13 protein-coding genes are annotated in these 16838 nt (G+C 61.8%); 6 read left to right on the top strand and 7 right to left on the bottom strand.

Annotated features, from left to right (window positions below; genetic code table 11):
- Positions 1-47: 47 nt before the first annotated feature.
- The 7 genes from EYW40_RS06755 to EYW40_RS06725 form a co-directional block, all read right to left on the bottom strand.
- On the bottom strand, positions 48-827 hold the full coding sequence (locus EYW40_RS06755; protein WP_135820867.1) for a sulfite exporter TauE/SafE family protein: 780 nt from the start codon (positions 825-827) through the stop codon (positions 48-50).
- A gap of 70 nt (positions 828-897) precedes the next feature.
- Positions 898-2190 carry a hypothetical protein gene (locus EYW40_RS06750; protein WP_135820866.1) on the bottom strand — a complete coding sequence of 431 codons (1293 nt, stop codon included), beginning with the start codon at positions 2188-2190 and terminating at the stop codon, positions 898-900.
- 106 nt (positions 2191-2296) lie between these two features.
- Positions 2297-3085 carry a sulfite exporter TauE/SafE family protein gene (locus EYW40_RS06745; RefSeq protein ID WP_135820865.1) on the bottom strand — a complete coding sequence of 263 codons (789 nt, stop codon included), beginning with the start codon at positions 3083-3085 and terminating at the stop codon, positions 2297-2299.
- A gap of 78 nt (positions 3086-3163) precedes the next feature.
- Complete coding sequence (locus EYW40_RS06740) at positions 3164-4549, bottom strand: TIGR00366 family protein (protein WP_135820864.1); 1386 nt, start codon at positions 4547-4549, stop codon at positions 3164-3166.
- 13 nt (positions 4550-4562) lie between these two features.
- Positions 4563-5975 (bottom strand): short-chain fatty acid transporter, encoded by a 1413-nt coding sequence (locus tag EYW40_RS06735; protein WP_135820863.1) that lies wholly within the window; start codon positions 5973-5975, stop codon positions 4563-4565.
- 237 nt (positions 5976-6212) lie between these two features.
- Positions 6213-6995, bottom strand: a complete 783-nt coding sequence (locus EYW40_RS06730) for an IclR family transcriptional regulator (RefSeq protein ID WP_135820862.1) — start codon at positions 6993-6995, stop codon at positions 6213-6215.
- Between the two features lie 871 nt (positions 6996-7866).
- Positions 7867-8133 carry a hypothetical protein gene (locus EYW40_RS06725; RefSeq protein ID WP_135820861.1) on the bottom strand — a complete coding sequence of 89 codons (267 nt, stop codon included), beginning with the start codon at positions 8131-8133 and terminating at the stop codon, positions 7867-7869.
- 305 nt (positions 8134-8438) lie between these two features.
- On the opposite strand from EYW40_RS06725, the gene EYW40_RS06720 reads away from it, so the two are divergent.
- From EYW40_RS06720 to EYW40_RS06695, 6 genes are all read left to right on the top strand, one after another.
- Entirely contained in the window at positions 8439-8768 is a 330-nt protein-coding gene (locus EYW40_RS06720; protein ID WP_237560572.1) for a hypothetical protein, read from the top strand.
- Between the two features lie 59 nt (positions 8769-8827).
- Positions 8828-10537: a DUF8186 domain-containing protein gene (locus tag EYW40_RS06715; RefSeq protein WP_135820859.1), complete on the top strand. Its 1710-nt coding sequence runs from the start codon at positions 8828-8830 to the stop codon at positions 10535-10537.
- Positions 10538-11869, top strand: coding sequence for a TrbL/VirB6 family protein (locus EYW40_RS06710; RefSeq protein ID WP_135820858.1), 1332 nt, complete (start codon positions 10538-10540; stop codon positions 11867-11869).
- Positions 11866-12912 (top strand): TraC-like domain-containing protein, encoded by a 1047-nt coding sequence (locus tag EYW40_RS06705; protein WP_135820857.1) that lies wholly within the window; start codon positions 11866-11868, stop codon positions 12910-12912. The genes EYW40_RS06710 and EYW40_RS06705 overlap by 4 nt, the downstream gene beginning before the upstream one ends.
- Positions 12909-14900, top strand: coding sequence for a VirB4 family type IV secretion system protein (locus EYW40_RS06700; protein WP_237560571.1), 1992 nt, complete (start codon positions 12909-12911; stop codon positions 14898-14900). The genes EYW40_RS06705 and EYW40_RS06700 overlap by 4 nt, the downstream gene beginning before the upstream one ends.
- A gap of 1106 nt (positions 14901-16006) precedes the next feature.
- Positions 16007-16780, top strand: coding sequence for a polysaccharide deacetylase family protein (locus EYW40_RS06695; protein ID WP_202614463.1), 774 nt, complete (start codon positions 16007-16009; stop codon positions 16778-16780).
- Positions 16781-16838: the final 58 nt, after the last annotated feature.

Genomic DNA, 16838 nt, shown 5'->3' with positions numbered 1-16838 from the left:
TTATCTATATTCTATAAGTGGATTAACTGATTTCCAGATAGAAAAGACTAGAGCGCCAAATACGGACCTACCGCGAACAGGACGACTCCGAGGGCAACCTTCAACCGGTTCGGATCGATCAGGTGGGCGACCTTCCACCCGGCGACGACGCCCACGAGAAGCGGCGTCCCGACCAGGATAGCGAGCGGGAGCGACACGTTCCCCTGCGCCAGATAGCCCGTGGTCGCGAACACGGCGATGAAGATCGACTGGAACTGCGCGACGGCGACCGCAAGCAGCATCGGTACGCCGACGAGCACGAGCGCCGGCACGGCGATCACCGGCCCGCCGACGCCGAGGAGCCCACTCGCGACCCCGAGAGCGAACCCCAGAACTCCGAGGACGAGGCGGCCCTGCGGTTCTGTCGCATCGAGTTCATACAGCGGGCTGAGCTGCCGGCGTTCGCGATACACGATGGTGATGCCTGTCGCCATCGCCAGTACCCCGAGGAGAACGCCGAACACCGATCGCGGGACGAAGGAGTTCACGTACGCGCCGATCAGCGCCCCGACGACGCTGGCGAGGCTGAGGATGATCGCCATGACGCGCCCCTCGCCGGTCCGCATCTCGCCGGAGTGGACGTACGCTGCGCTCCCGACAAGCCCCGTGGCGATAAACGTCGAGTGTGCCGTCCCCGCGACCATGTTCGAGGAAAGCGGCGTTAGCGAGTACAACGCGATCGTCACGAAGATCCCGCCCGGCCCGATCGTGGTGATGCCGATGCCCGAGAACAGGGCGATGACGACCAGCAGGACCTGGAGCGGCGGGTCGAACGGGAAGGTCAACATCGGCCCTCAGGTCGTATCCCGTTCCGTGTCGTATCGAGCAGCCGCCGTCGAGTCACGAGCTGTGTGGGACTCATGCGTGCTGTTCGGGGGCCTCGTCTGCGAACACCTCGTCGACGAGGACGTCGGCCATCCGCTCGTTCGTCTCGGGGCTGTAGTGGCCGCCCTCGCCGCGATCGACGTACAGGGACTCGACGTCGCCGCCTCCGCCGAGATGGTTCGCCATATCGATCGTGACGAGATCCGAGTACTGCTCGTCGATCCGGTCGAGGAGGTCGCCGTAGATCGCCCCGTGTTCCTCCTCATACGTCGCGTAGCGCAACTGCTGGACCATCACGAACACGGGCGTGAAGTCCTGCTCCTCGGCGTAGGAAACGAACTCGCCGAGGATGGCGGTGAACAGGTCCTCGTGCTCGTCGAACAGATCCTCGTGGTATCTGACCCGGGGCTGTTCCAGCCGCACGTTGGCCTGTGCGATCCGCTCGCCGCAGTCGATGCCGGGGACGTCGATCTCGAACTTCTCCTCGACCTCCTTGAGCGCCGAGTACAGCGAGTAGCGGACGTGGTCCGAGTTCCGCAGGAAGTCGTCCGTGTACGGGAACGACGCCAGGTGCGGCTTGAACCAGTGTTCGTAGTGGTAGTCGTTGCTCCGGAGGAAGTCGGCGTACCCCCGCAGGTGTCGGAGGTCTTCCTTCTCGGATATCGGGTTCTCGATGAGCTTCAGTTCGCCGTCCTCGAGGGTGTAGCGCGGCTTGACCGCGAGGACGTTGCCGAACTCCTGATAGTGCTTCCAGACGCTCAGGATGCGTGCGATAGAGGAGGCGGTGACGATCATGCAGACGTAGTCCGAAGGGTCGTCCGGATACACCCGCTTCAGTCGGAGCAGGGCCTGGTCGAGCCCGTAGTTCCCGCCGCCGTAGTTGCCGACGTGCGTATCGAGGTTCTTCGCGAGGTAGTTCTGGAACGTCTCGTCGTCGTCGACCTCGCGACAGAAACAGTAGGAGTCGCCGAACGTCGACACCGTCAGGTCGGCGTCCGGGTCCCGGTCCCGCGCCGGACAGACGCGGCTACCGTACTCGTCCGTGGAGTACGTGACCACCGTCCTGACCTCCTCGCCGGGGAGGTGTTCGCCGGTGTCTTTCTGCTTCGTCGTGTTCGGCTGAGGTGCCCAGCCGAGTTCCGGGTCGAAGCTGCTGAACTTCTCCAGTAGTTCCTTGTCGATCTCGGGGAACTCCTCCATCACGACCGTCGGGATGCTGTTTAACCCCCTCCCGTACCGATCGAGCGAGAGGTACGAGACGAGTTCCACGAGCGCCACACCTGCGACGACTGTGATACGTCTAGCTGCGGATCGGAGCCTGCGCATCAGCGGTATTTGATATCCGAATGTGTATATAATTTTGGGGCGTGTTCACACCCCTGACGCGGGGTGCGCTTCGAGTCGTCGCAGTTCAACCGCCCCCACGACCCGACTATCCCGGCGGAAACACGACGAGATACAGACCGACGCCGATCAGGACGACGCCGAGCGCGGCTTTCAGCCGGTCCGGGTCGACGCGGTGGGCGACGACCCACCCGCCGAGCGCGCCGACCACGAGCGGAACGCCGACGAGGAGCGCGTAACGGCCCGAGACGGCGTCCTGTGTGAGGTACTCCGCGGTCGCGAACCCCGAGATAAAGACGGCCTGCACCTGCGCGACGGCGACCGCGAGCAGCATCGGCACGCCGAACAGCACCAGCGCCGGCACGGCGAAGACGGGGCCGCCGACGCCGACGAGGCCGGCCGTCACGCCGAGCGAGAACCCGAGCGTCCCGAACGCGACTCTGCCGCGCCACTCGCCAGGGTCGAGGGCGACGACCGAGTCCAGTTCGGTCCGTCGGCGGTAGAGCAAGGCGACCCCGGTGACCCCGGCGACCACGCCGAGGACGATGCCGAACAGCCGCCTGGAGACGTAGGTGTTCATCCGGGCACCGGCGACCGCGCCGAGGATGCTCGTTCCGCTCAGGATCCCCGCCAGCAGAGGACCGTCCGTACTGGCTAACTCCCCCGACCGAGCGTACGCGGCCGCGCCGAGCACGCCCACGGCGATGAACGTGACATGTGCCGTCCCCGCGACCTCGGCGGACGAGAGCGGCGTCAGCAGGTACAGCGCGACCGTGACGAAGATCCCGCCCGGCCCGATCGTCGTACAGCCGACTCCCGAAACCAATGCGATCGCGACCAACACCAGCGCCAGTTCGAGCGGGACGCCGATGACCATGGCACTACGTCGCACGCTCCCGATAAGAAGGTTCCCCCGTCCGCACGCGATGGGGCGCGAAACTCCGACCAAAAGGAGTTAGAACGCGATCAGCAACGCGATCACGACGAGGGAGACGTAGGCGGTCACGGCGGCCGCGTACCTGACGTACTCACGCCAGTCGAACCCGTACACCGTCGTGATGATCCCGACGAACAGGAAGCCGAGCCAGAGGTTCGAGACGCCAGCCCCATACATCACGGAGACGAGCGACGGGACCAGGTCGGCCCCGGCCGCGACGAGCGCGGGCCCCTGGATGACCCAGACCGACCCGGGACTGGGGACGAACGTGCCGAGGACGAGCGCCGCGAGGTAGGAGACGGCCTGCGTGAACCCGGTCGCGGCGAACGCGTCGCCGATGCCCGCGTACAGCCCCGCCGCCGACAGCAGCGCGAACACGACGGCGTACAGCAGGAACGGGATCGCGACGTGGTTCGCCCACCGCGTCGCATCGGTGACCTTCTCCGCGAAGGCCATCGGCCGCCCGTGGACGAGGATCCCGACCATCATCAGCCCGAACAGGAGCCACAGCAGCGTCAACCGCCCGCCCTCGAGGAAGTACCCGCCGAACGAGATCGCACCCAGCAGGAACGTGACGACGGCGATCGCCCGGGACTGTTCGAGCCTGTCGGCGAACACCCAGTCCTCGCGGGGCGGCGGCGAGTAGTAATCGAGCGCCTCCGCGATGCTCCCCCGGCCAACGTCGGCGAAGGCCGAAACCGGCGTGCGGTCGGCCTCGGCGCTCGGCGCGAGAACCGCCAGCAGCGCGGGCAGGGTGAGCACGAAGACGACGACGGAGATGGCGGTCGCCGGATGCGTCAGGAACGGCACCATGTTGACGACGACGTCCCCGACCTCCGGATCGACGAGGAAGTTCGTCGTCCCGGAGCTATCGGCCATCATGAGCGCGCCGGGACTCGAAAGGCCGACGTTCGTGACGACGAGCGAGAGCAGCGCCGCGGTCAGCACCGCCGGGTAGTGGACGCGGGTCCCGGCCGCCTCCGCGCGCTGACAGAGCCGTCGCCCGATCCAGAACGCGCCGATGAGCCCGAGCGCCCAGTTGATCCACCCGAACACCAGCGCGACGACGCCGGTGGCGTAGATAACCGCCCCCTGACTCCCCGTCGGGAGGACGCCGACGAGCCAGTCGAAGGCCCGCCCCATCCGTTCGGACTCGACGATAGTCGCCGAGAGGACCCACAGGAGGATGAGCGGCATCTGGACCGTAAACAGCGCGAAGAACCCAGTCGAGAACAGTTCGAACTGTTCGACGACGCCGAGGTAAGGCGTCGTCGCGAGCAGCGCCAGGACCGCGAGCAGCGCCGCAAGCGTCAGCGATTCCGGGAAGAACTGCCCGAGGAACGGAACGAAGTCCTCCTCGGCGTCTCCCTGACCGGCGTCCGTGGTGTCGGTTTCGGTTGCCATAGCATCTCACCTCCTAGAGTACCCCCAGTCCCATGAGCAGCGCACCGACGCCCATCACTGCGCCGCTGAACAGGAACAGCACACCGACGTAGCCCATGATGTCCCGTATCGACAGCCCCGCGATGCCGAGGGCGGGGAGCGCCCAGAAGGGCTGGATCATGTTCGTCCACTGGTCGCCCATCGCGAACGCGATCATCGTCTTGTCGAGGGCGACGCCGGGGATGCCCTGCGCGGCGTCGATCATCACCTGGCCCGTGACGACCCACTGGCCGCCGCCGGAGGGGACGAAGAAGTTGACGGTGCCCGCCGAGAGGAACGCCGCGAGGTACCACGTGGTCTCCGTGGAGTACTGGGCGGCCGTCTGCGCGATGAGCGTCGCGAGCCCCGACCACGCCATGATCCCCATGATCCCGCCGTAGAACTGGAACTGGATGAGGATCTGGCTCGCACCCCGTATCGCGTCCCGGAACACGTCGATGTAACTCCGGAGGGTCCCGTGGAAAATGAACCCGAGCCCGAACATCACGGAGATGAAGATGTTCAGGTTGAACACGTCCATGAAGTCGTTCGTCGCGAACATGTAGCCCAGATACGCCCAGATGAGCAACCCGAGGCCGACGCCGACCGCCTTGGTGTCCAACAGGAGCCGCTTGTAGCCGGCATCCCGGAGACGGTGGGGGCTCGCCGCCTCGCCGCCCCCGTCCGTGACCGGTTGCTGGACCTTCTGGAGCTGGTCCTCGGGAACGGTGATCACGTTCTCCTTCTTGTCCGGGGCCATCAACGGCATGACGACGACCGTCACCAGCACGACGCCGGCGACGATGATCAGGTTCGCGGGGTTGAAGATCGTCTGTGACACCGGAATGACGCCGATCTCGCCCGCGAGGAAGTGATCGGGCGTCGCGACCAGCAGCAGCGACGCGCCGGAGAGCCCCTGGTGCCACGGCAACAGTCCGGCATAGCCCGTCGCGACCAGCAGCGGGTAGTGGACGTCGATCCCCTTCTGTTCCATCGCGATCCCGATCTCGCGGGCGAAGATCGCCCCCGCGACGAGCACGACGCCCCAGTGGAACAGCCCGAACAGCTGTCCGACGACCGCGGTCGCGAATATCGCCTGCCGCTGCGTGCTCGGGATGTCCGCGATTCTCCCCAGTACGCGTTTGATCGGCGGTGAGTCGGCGAAGGCCCACCCCGTGAGCAGGGCCAGCGAGGCCTGCATCGAGAAGGCGAGGACGTACCAGAACCCCTCGCCCCAGTGCGTGACGACGCCTACTGGCCCCTTGTCGGTGAGGAGGACCGCGAGGATCATCGTCAGGAACGTGAGCATCAGCGCGAAGATGAACGCGTCGGGCAGGAACCGCTGGACGAGCGCACTTGCACCGTCGCCGAGCCTCGTGAAGAGCCCCCTGTTCGTACTTGTACTCATCTACTGACACCTCTCCCTGACCGCGTTGCGATTGGCATCCCAGTCATATGGGAACACTACACGAGGAAGGGCTTCAAGAAGGGATATAAAGATTATGTAAAATACAAAAACCATTATTCATGAACTATTTCCGACCGGCTCGTACTTCCGGGCTCGGTCGAGTGGAAACGGGAGACAAGCGGTCCGGGGTTCATCGTCCCACGCTGCTGAACGCACTCGCAATATTTGCGGGGCAGATCACGAACTCTGCTGGGCGTGGGTGACGTTGACCTCGATCTCGTTCGAACTCCCGAGCAGGAGGTCGATGATCTCGTTTTTCATCCGTTCGCCTTTCATCCGGTGTGTTGGTCCCGAGACGCTCAGAACGCCCAGTAGCTTGCCGTTCGGATACCGTATCGGCGCGGCGAGCGCCCAGAGTCCAAGCATCGACTCCTCGTCGTTCTGGGCGTATCCCCGTTCGCGGACCCGTTCGAGTTCCGCGTGGAGTTGCTCCCGGTCGGTGATCGTGTTCTCCGTGTACGCCTCCAGCGTGTTCTCTTCGAGGAACGCTTCGAGTTCCGACTCGGGGAGGTGAGCGAGGATCGCTTTCCCGGCCGCCACCGCGTGGAGGTCGGTCCGACGCGTCCCAGCGTTCGTGCCGTTCTCCACGGCGTTCGCGCCGGTCTTCGTGTGGACGTGGATCGCGTGGCGACGCTCCTCGACGACGAAGTGTGCTCGTTCGTCGGTCTTCTCCGCGATCTCCTCGACCTTCGGCTCTATTTTCTCGTAGATGTCCCGCTTGTACTTCACGAAGCTTCCGAGTTCCAGAAACCGGAGCCCGAGGTGATACTCGCCGTTCTCTTTTACCACCAGCGCTTGCTCGCGTAGCGTCTTGAGCTGGTTGAACACGGTGCTTTTCGGCAGGTCCATGCTCTCGGCTAACTCCGTCACGCCCGCCCCCTCCTGGTCGCGAAGTTCCTCGATCACCCTGAACGCGGTATCAACGGATTGTATCGTCGGGTGGTCGTCGGTTTTCGCCATGCTCCGTGATCACTGTCATCACACATAAATTCACTCCTCGGGGACGGACATTTCCACGAAACGAATTGGGGCGAAGGAGTCGATGAGCGGCACTCAGGCCGTGTGAAGGGACAGTAAGAGAACCGCGATGGCCAGTGCGGTCACGATGTAATTGTTACTGGCGCTTGTTCGGGGGTGAGAACGCCTCTACGAGGTGATCAGCCGATGTGGGTATGAACTGAATAGAGTACTCTCCGTCCCACGATACGGGACGACAGTTTCAGTGGGGATATGCCGGGGGACGGATTCGATTACAAATATAGTGGTGTAAACCGTGGCAGCTTGGATTACAGCGCTAATGGTGTAATCGTTACAGATAGCAGCTACTCATTGCCGGATCGGCTGTGTTTGTCTGTTTCGTATGATCTGGGTGTTGCCGAGCCTGTTCTAGTGACATTTCGACTTGTTTCTATTCGAGATGAGGATCGAAACCCATTGATCGCAACACTGGCCATAATATTGTTATTTTAGTGAACAACCAATATAATAAGATAAATAGTCTGTTGCTATCTATTCCACTTCCATATACCCAAGTGTCCTAACTATCAATTAGTTATATCCGCTATTTTGGCCATGAAAGGGTATTTTTCAACCTTATAGTAGAACTTTTAATTATATAGTATCGAATTTATAGATGTTATTGCGACACCAAGCCATGATATATTCTATACTATATTATATTCTAAGGTAGTATTGTTCTAAATATGGTTATCTAAGATGTTCTGTTCGGGTGTCTACGCATGATTTAGCAAGAAGAGCTCACAACGGATACGGTCCGAACAGCAAGTCATGCCCAAGCGTGATAGCTGAGAGTCCTCCGGGCTGAACGACGTTACTCTGGCGGATTAATCGGCCCTCCTGATTCAAGTTCCTCAGAAACGATGTCTCGGCCATCGATTGTGAGTCTGTAGGCCGGATCCTCCTCGTGACGTTCCGTGAGTCCCTGTTCGACGTACACCCGGCACCGCTGTGCGATCCACTGCCTGCTGAACTCGGTGTTCAGTTCGAGGTTCTTGGGAGTGTGCCATCCCTCGTATGCGGCCAACTCGGACAGGATGTACGGGTCGGCCGGGACCGCCCACTCAACCTCGCGGTACATTGTTGGTAACTATCTCTAGCTATCACCCACATAAATCAGCAGGGCAGAGACTTGCGGTATCGGATGGTCTACAATACGAACAGAATCTAAAGCATTCGTTCGAATGGTAATACTTATGTTCAGATACTCCAGTCTCACACCTACGACGTCGCTCGCCGGTATGTCTGCGGTCGATGGGGATTCGGCTCTGGACCTGCCGTGAGTGATATCTCAAACACGAAATGCCAGCCCGAAATTCCACCGCTGACGATCCGGATCGCCCACCAATCACGTCTCACCTGTGTTCTCGACGAGTTCGCCGGCTCATGCTCGGAGCGATCGCCTTCAGTCTCGTCGCCGTCGAACCGGTCCTTGCCCAATCCGCCGGGACCGCGTTCTGTGACACCGACATGGCAGAGACCATCAAGAACCTGTTTACGCTCATCCAGTTCGGCGGCCCGCTGCTCGGCGGCGTCATTGCACTCGGCGCAACGGTCGTTACGCCGATGATCAGGCGGGCGGACCAGAAACTCGAACTGAAGGAGGCCCGCAATCAGGCCGTCGTCTGGGGGATCATCGTCGCCCCGCTCGGGACGGCGATCGTCCAGTTCCTGCTCAACAACGTCGTCGCGGGTGGCACGAGTTGCGGGTTATAAGCCCGTGGGCACTGCTGGTCGGCGCTGTCTTTGCGGTCTCGCTAGTCGGCAGCTCGACTGTGTATGCCGCGAGTACGGCCCAGTCGTTCGACCCGCCGAACGAAACCGACCACGGCCTGAACGACTCGACGTTTCGGACGCTCTGGTCGGGCGACGAGGACGACCCCGACCCGGAGGAACTCGCAAACAGAAGCGACGCCGAACTGGCCGAGCTCGCAGCGCTCACCGACATTCCGTTCAACGCCCCACCCCGTGCGGTCGAACAGTGGAACAGCGGCGACCACCGGGAGTTCCCCGAGACGAACCGGACGGTATCTGTCCATCCCCCGAACACCACGCTCTCGGACGGCCGATTCGTGAAAGACGCCTACGTGGCGGTCTTTGCGGTCCAGCCCTCGACGCGGGCGAAACTGTCACGGACGGATCAGCCCCACTACGTCGCACCGAACGGGAGCGTGCTTGCGACGGCCGACTATCGCGTCGCCGTCCCACGCGATACGGCATCGACGGAACGACAAAGCGAATGGTCGCTTACGTTCCACCGGATCGCAGAGACGCGACTGCTCGTCGACGGCGCTGTCGAGACGACAGCAGGGGCAACACACACGCCGACACTGACCTACGCCAACCTCGATGCGTATTCGGGGACTGACCACACGCTCTCGGTCGAGACGGACGTCGAAGTGCGGCTTCGCCATCGCGTGTCCGTCTGTGTCGCCGGGAACGACACGGCGACGGAGACGAACGGCTCCATAGAGAACGCGAGTGCGGATCCCAAGGAGGGCTGTGATGAATGGGACACCACCGTCACGTATCAGACCGAGACCCACACCGTCGAGACGGCGGTCGACGTCACTGTGTACGCGCTTCGAGTCTCTGGGTTCACCGGGCGCTACCCGAACGGCGACCTCGGGCTCGTCGCGTACAAGAACCAGCCGTGGGCGGGCTACTCGCTACCAGGCGGTCAGGTGCAGGGTGTCTGGCGGTTTTACTCGGCCCGCGACCCCCGCTGGGACGCACTCGTCTATCGGAACGATGACGACACCAAGACGGTACGATCGCCGCTCCACCCCCTGCACGTCGTTGCGTATCCGAGCGAAACGGGACCGTCCAGTTCCGCCCGCCGAAACGTCACGCTGCTCGAAACCTACGGCGAGGAGATCGCGCCCCCCGAGCTCCCCGAGGACGTTGCACTCGACGTCGTCACTGATCCCTACACCGGGAGTTACGGGATCGCGACCCGGACGAAGATCGATGACCCGGACCGGCGGAACCTGATCGATTCGTCGGTGACGGCGGCAGGGCTCGTCCGGGGCGTCTCGACGAACGTGACGGCCGATACCTTCGCGGAAATTCCCATCGCGGAGAGCAACCTCACCGTGACGCTCACCAACGTGACCGAGGAGACCGTCACCGCACGGGTCACGCTCAGGGACGCAGAAACGGGCGAGCCGATCGACACGACGCGGCGATACGGCGCGGTCGTCCTTGCGGGCCAGACTGTCCAGACGAACGAGTCCGGGATCGCCGTTCTGACGATCCCGAGCCCTGGCGGCGGGGTGACGGCACGATACGAGCCCGGGCGCTGGTGGCAGAACCCGCCCAGTTACGTCGCCGATTCGGATACGGCCTACGTTCGCGGGACGGTCATCGACGTGCTCGAAACGCTGTACGGGATGGCCATCCCGGTACTGACCGTACTGGTCGCCGTGTACATTCTGGACCGCGTGACCGGGTGGGGGATCTGGCCGCCGTGGCGAGGTGTCTGAATGGGGGCGCTCACCGATGCGATCGTCGACGCGCTCACGGAGTTCGTCTCGCTGCTGTTCAGTCCCATCACGTCGCTCATCGAGACGTACGTCGACGACCTGGTTCGGACGGTCGTCGGGACGCCCCACCCCAACGCCGTCTTCGCCGCGCCGACGAACGGCGTGTGGCCGGGGATGTACGAATACTACTGGGAAGCGATCGTCCCGCTCTCGCTCATGCTGTGGGCGCTCTCCATCGGGATCGTCATCCTGCTTGAGACGACGAGTCACCTCTTCGGCGGCTATCACCGAGCGAAGTTGAAGCGACGCGCGTTCTCCGGGCTGCTCGGCGTGCTCGCGTGGTGGTGGCTGGCCGCCATTTCGCTGCGATTCGTGAGCGCGCTCACGGGGTTTCTCGTCCCCGACCTCTCCGAAGTCTCGCTGTTTCAAACGCTGTCGTTCAGTGCACTCGGCGTCCTCGGACTCGCGATCACCCTGACCGTGGACCTGACGCTGTTTCTCCTGCTCGCGCTCATCTACTACGTGCGCCAGGTCGTCCTCTACATGTTCGTCCTGTTGATGCCGGTCCTGATCGTCCTCTGGATCCCGGGCGTCGGGCCCTTCGCTCTCGTCTCGCGGTTCATGCGCCGCCTGGCCGGCTTCTACGTTCCGTTCCTGTTCATGACCCTCCCCGTGGCGATCCTGTTCAGACTCGGTGCGATCCTCGGCGGGGGGCTGGACCTCACGATGGGCGGCCTCGGCGCGTGGCTCTCGGCGCTCGTGATCCCCATCGTCGCCGTCGCCGCACCGGTCGTCCTGTTCTGGCAGGCCGGCGCGCTGTTTTTCGCCGCCGATAGGGCGTCCCGTCGAACCTCGTCACACCGCGCCCGAGCGCGTATCGACCGAACACGGACGGGCGGACAGACAGCGGTCCAGGGCGGCCGGAACTTCAGGCGAGGGGCACAGGGTGACCCCGCGGTTGACCGCAGCGGACAGACGTCGCTCGGATCGAGTGGTTCCCGCGCCCACGCGATGGGCTCGCGCGTCCACGCGACGCGGGCCGGCCTCAAAGACGTGTTCAGCCGACCGGGAGCCGACCAGGGAGATACCACACAGGGCAATACGGGCGGAACCGCTTCGAGTCGGTCGAACGACGGGCCATCTGCGCTACCGGGGCGGACTGACGGCGTCGACCCGATGCGGGAGCGCGGTGACGGCCCGTCGTCCGGGCAAGGACCAACCACCCCGGATCCGACTGACGCAGAGACAACTGACCGGATGGACGACCCGTCGAGCGGCCAGTCGACGTTCGATAGACCACCTGCGGATGCGACGCGGCGCGAGGACCCATGAGTCACACCGACCCCACGAAACGAATCCCGAAATCGCTCGGTACAGGCACGAAACTGTTCGGCAGATACACGCTGACGGACCTGGCGGTCGGGATGGCCCCCGGCGTCGTCGTCATCCTCGTCACGCAGGTCCTGTTGCCACCGTCGCTGTCGGTCGGTGGCTACCCGGTCCAGACGTTCGCGCTCCCGCTCGCACTCTGTGCGATGGCGGTCGGCGGGCTTTTCGTCTCGCTGACGCCGGCCTACACGACCAGTCTCGACTGGATCGGGACCGTCCTCGGATTTCACCGGAGCGACCGGGAGATCGCACACGACGCCGCGAAGGGCTACACCGCGATCGAGCGCGTCCATTCCGACCAGCAAGCGCTCGAACGAACGGACGGGGCGCTCGTGGGACTCATCCAGGTCAGCGGGCCGACGATGGCGCTCGCGACCGACGAACAGTGGCGCGAACAGGCAGAAGCGTTTCAGGACCTGTTAAACACCGTCGTCGAGTTCCCCATCCAGATCTACTCGACGACCCAACCGTTCCCCGTTTCGGAGTACCTCTCACACTACGAAGCGCGGTTGAGTGACGACGACGTCGCGGACAATTCGCAGTTGCAAGCCCTCATCGAGCACTACGTCGCGTGGTACCGTCGGGACCTCGAAGATCGGCGCATGACGATCCGGGACCACTACGTCGTCGTCCCCGTGATCCCCGCCGAGGTGCAGTTCGAACGCGAGAGCGTGAGTCAGAAGCTGACTGCGGTGCCCGTCCTCGGGCTGTTCGTCCAGGCGTGGTTCGCCCCCGCGAAGGCCGCCCAGCACGAAGCGATGTCGAGCGCGCTCTCGGAACGCTGTCGGCGGCTCGAAGGCGGCATCCGCGAGATGGACGGCTGTAGTGCGACTCGTGTGGCGACTGCTGACGCCGTGAAATTGCTCGGCGAGTACTGGTCCGGCGAGCGTCCCGAGTACGGCGACATGGAACGGGTGCTTCGAACGCGCCCGGTGGTGAGTCGGCGCGACCGTGAGACGACCGCAACCGCGGGGGCAACACAATGAGGCTTCGAGATAGACTGCCGTTTCTCGGCTCCAGGACGGAGGACGTTGCAGAAGACGGACCAAACAGGGAGACGAGACAGCCGGAACCGATGGATTCGGACGGCGACGAACAGGACCGCCACGCCACGACGGCGGGCACAGCGACAGTCGCCTACGAGGCGGGAGCGACGTCACTCGATGGGATCCCGGATATCCACCAGTCGGTCGTTGCGCCGGCGTGTATCGAACACCGCTCGGGGGCCGTCCGGACCGGCGATACGTGGACGAAGTCGTTCTGGGTCAGCGAGTTCCCTGACTCGCCGGCAGACGGACTCTTTGAGGGGCTGTACGCGACGGCGGAGACGCGGACCACGGACATCTCGCTGCATCTTGCACCGCGGGATACGAACGCTACCCTGGATTCGCTGGAGAACCAGATCGAGGACCTTGAGGCCGACGAGGAGTACCTCGCTGAGAAACGGCGAGCGGGCGCTCGCGGTGTGCAAAAGGATCTGGCGGACTACCGCGAACTCTACGACGTCCTGCGGAACACCCAGATGAAGGCCTTCGACGCGTCGATGTATCTCACCGTTCGCGGCGATAGCGAAGAGGACGTCAACGCGACTGCTGTGGCAAACACCGCACGACGCTCGCCGGCGAACCTCACGCCGGTCCTACCACGGTGGAACCAACTTGCGACGCTGTCGTCTGGCGCTCCCGTTGCTGTGGACCGGCTCGCGGAGTCGATGGAGACGACGGTTCCCGTGCTCGGCGGCGCGGTCGGTGCGATGTTTCCCTTCGTCGCCGGGACGTTTGCGGAGCCGGGTATCGAGTATGGCACCTACGCGCTGAACGAGAGCCCCGTAATTCTCGATCGGTTCAACCGCGAGACGGGATACTGTACAATGGTTATCGGGCAACTCGGCGCGGGCAAATCATTCTCGACGAAACTCCAGCTCGTCAGGCGGGCGATGTACGACCCGGACACCCATATCATCATGCTCGACCCGCTGGAGGGCTTTGCGGGCGTGAACGAGGCCCTCGGCGGCGAACGCGTCACGGTCGGCGGGAAGCGCGGGTTCAACCCGCTTGAACTGCAGCCGACGCCCGAGTCGGTGCTGGCGAGCGTCCCCGACCTCGACCCGTGGGCAGAACAGATCACGTGGGTCCTCACGTTCTTCGAGACGTTTTTCGCCCACGTCGCGAACAATCCCCTTGCGGAGCGAAAGCAAACGCTCAGGCGGGCCGTCCAGGTCGCCTACGAGCGCCAGGGGATCACGAGAGAGCCGGAGACGCATTCGAACGAGTCGCCGACCGTCCGCACCGTGATTTCGGTGTTGGAGGATCTACTTTCGGAGCCCGGACAGTTCGGGTACGCTACCGAGGGAGAACAGGAGAGTGTGCGCACCGATTCCCAGTCGCTGCTCAAAGACCTCCGCCCGTCGTTCCGAGAGGGTGGGGACCTGGCGAACCTGGCCGCGCCGACGGAGCTGGATTTGGACTCGAAGGTGCTCTATCTCGATTTGAACCAGGAAGAGGGCGTTCGTGGCCGGACCGAGACGAGTCTGATGATGCAGGTGATCTTCAACGCTGTATACGAGCGTGCGAAACAGGCCGACGAGAAGGTAGTTTTCGTCGTCGACGAGGCCCACTACCTGATGGGCGATTCGACATCATTGGAGTTCTTGGAGATGGCCGTCCGGCACAGCAGACACTACGACCTGTCGTTGCACTTTATCACGCAGACTGGCGGTGAGTTCTCCCTGACGCCCGAAGCCCAGACGATCGCGAATCTCTGTTCGATGACGGTGATTCATCGTGTGCAGGAGGAAACAGAGAAACTCGCGGAGTGGTTCGGGTTGAGCGAGCGTGAAGTAGAGTGGGTACGGAGCGCGAAGGCTGGCAACGAAGAAGACGGATTCTCGGAGGCGTTGTTGGGGGTTGACGGAGAAGGGTGGTTTCCGTTGCGGGTGCGGGCGAGTGAGTACGAGGCTGAGATGGTCGATTGAGGACAGAGATGAGAAATATATAGGAAGCGGAGCCTCGTCTCCAGGGCGGTGTCTAAGCGATAGGCTCGGTCGAATAGCCTCCGACATCCTGCCCGGCCAGGGTCCCCGTTGACAGCGGCATGGATGAGCATCCTGCGCCACGTCAGATTATTCTCATCCTTCACGAATGTGATGCTGAACCTTTCACACGTGCCTACAGCAAAATGTGAATGCTGCTCTGTCGGGGACCCCACCATGTCCGCATAATTCATAGAGAAATTGAGGGGGGAGGGGAGTGTTGTGAAGAGTCTCTTGTGCCATGGGAATTCGGTAGTATATTAACAGACGGAATGGGGTAGTCGTTCTTCACTCCCAGAATGAAGACGCTCCGAACACCATGATTTTATAAATAGTGTACATAGACTCTTGGTCACCTGAGGAAGTTCCAGAGCGTGAAACGGAACTAGATGATCTCCACAATGTCCTTGCGCCCACGGCGAGAGGGGCTTTCCCGCACAACACATTCGTCTACGGGAAGAAAATAAAGGAAAACCGTCGGTGCCACATACAGATCAGAGGACTTGCGTGCGTTCGCCGACAGCAAGTATATCGACCTCTATAACGTTCGGTATTCGTGCACCAAGGACAATACGAGCTATCAGGTCACCTCAAACTTAGTTGCAGAACTGTTGGGCGAGAAGCACGAGGGTGCGATAAGAAGACGGTCTTCGACCTTCTCTACGTGTAACGGCGCCAATGAGGGCAACACGAGCATCCGCGGAGGCAGGGGAGGCCAAGGCTTCCTCTATGCCATTGTCGAATAGTTCCATAATCCATTCTGCGAACACTTCTGGCGTTCGACTGTCATGACTAACTGAGCTCATGAATCGTCGCTGGCTGCACTGTCATCCGGAGAATCTGCTTTCTGAGCGTCGGTCCACTCATTGCGGTAAAGCCAAGCCTGAGTTGACTGTCTCTGGGGGTTGGAGATGTATCGGTGGACGCTTACTTGATGGCGTAACCATCATTAGTTACAGCCAATCCAATGGCCGATAGAAGCGTTCTACACCGAAGGGGCTATATCGATACCACATTGAACTATAGGCCCGCCGTGAATGCGTAAATCCATGATGTCCCTCAGCCAAACTATTTGGCGATCCATCGGTCATCTCTACCATGAATCCAGACGATATATCGATTTCTCACCGGTTGACCGGGTCATCCTCCTATACCATTCGATAGGTGAGAAACCGTGGAGTGAAACATCAGTCAAGGAATTTGAAAAGCAAATCCAATTCCTGAAAAACCACTACGAGATCGTCGACCTTGATGAGCTGTTCGATACTAAGCGGGGGGTAGTGCTGACATTTGACGACGGCTACAGAGACTTCTACGACACTGTTGTCCCTCTCCTTGAAGAGTACAACGTACCGGCGACGGTATTCATGAACGGAGCGTTTATCGATGATCGTTCAGAGATATTGTATTCACGGCTGGGAGTCCCCGAGGGAGAGAAAGGCGTAATCATGAGTACAGACCAGGTCAGAGAGTTAGCAGAACACGACCTCGTTACCATCGGAAATCACACGTATTCACACCCCAACCTGAACGACCTCTCCAAAACGGAGATCAAGGAAGAAATCGTCAGGGGCAAACACGTATTGGAAGAGGAATTCGATCTAACGATTGAACGATTCGCGTATCCTTACGGGAGATATAACGAGGAGTCACACGCGGTCGTTGAAGCGACACATCGATGCGGCCTTATAGCGGATCGGTCGACCAACATCTCTTCGGATCCTGTTCTCTTGCCGCGAGTAGGTGCTCCAGCCACTGTAACACAATTAGACTGGCAACTCTCTCGGTTTGCCGATAAATTCAAGAGAAGCCTAGGTCTGTGAAGCATCCGATATAGGGCCCTCTCGCGTATCGATATCGGATCTCGCAGAGAACCCATGA

The organism is Halostella litorea (assembly GCF_004785955.1).
Classification (GTDB): Archaea; Halobacteriota; Halobacteria; order Halobacteriales; family Natronoarchaeaceae; genus Halostella; species Halostella litorea.
Note: the sequence above shows the minus strand (reverse complement) of the source record. Positions and strands in the feature narration are given on the sequence as shown.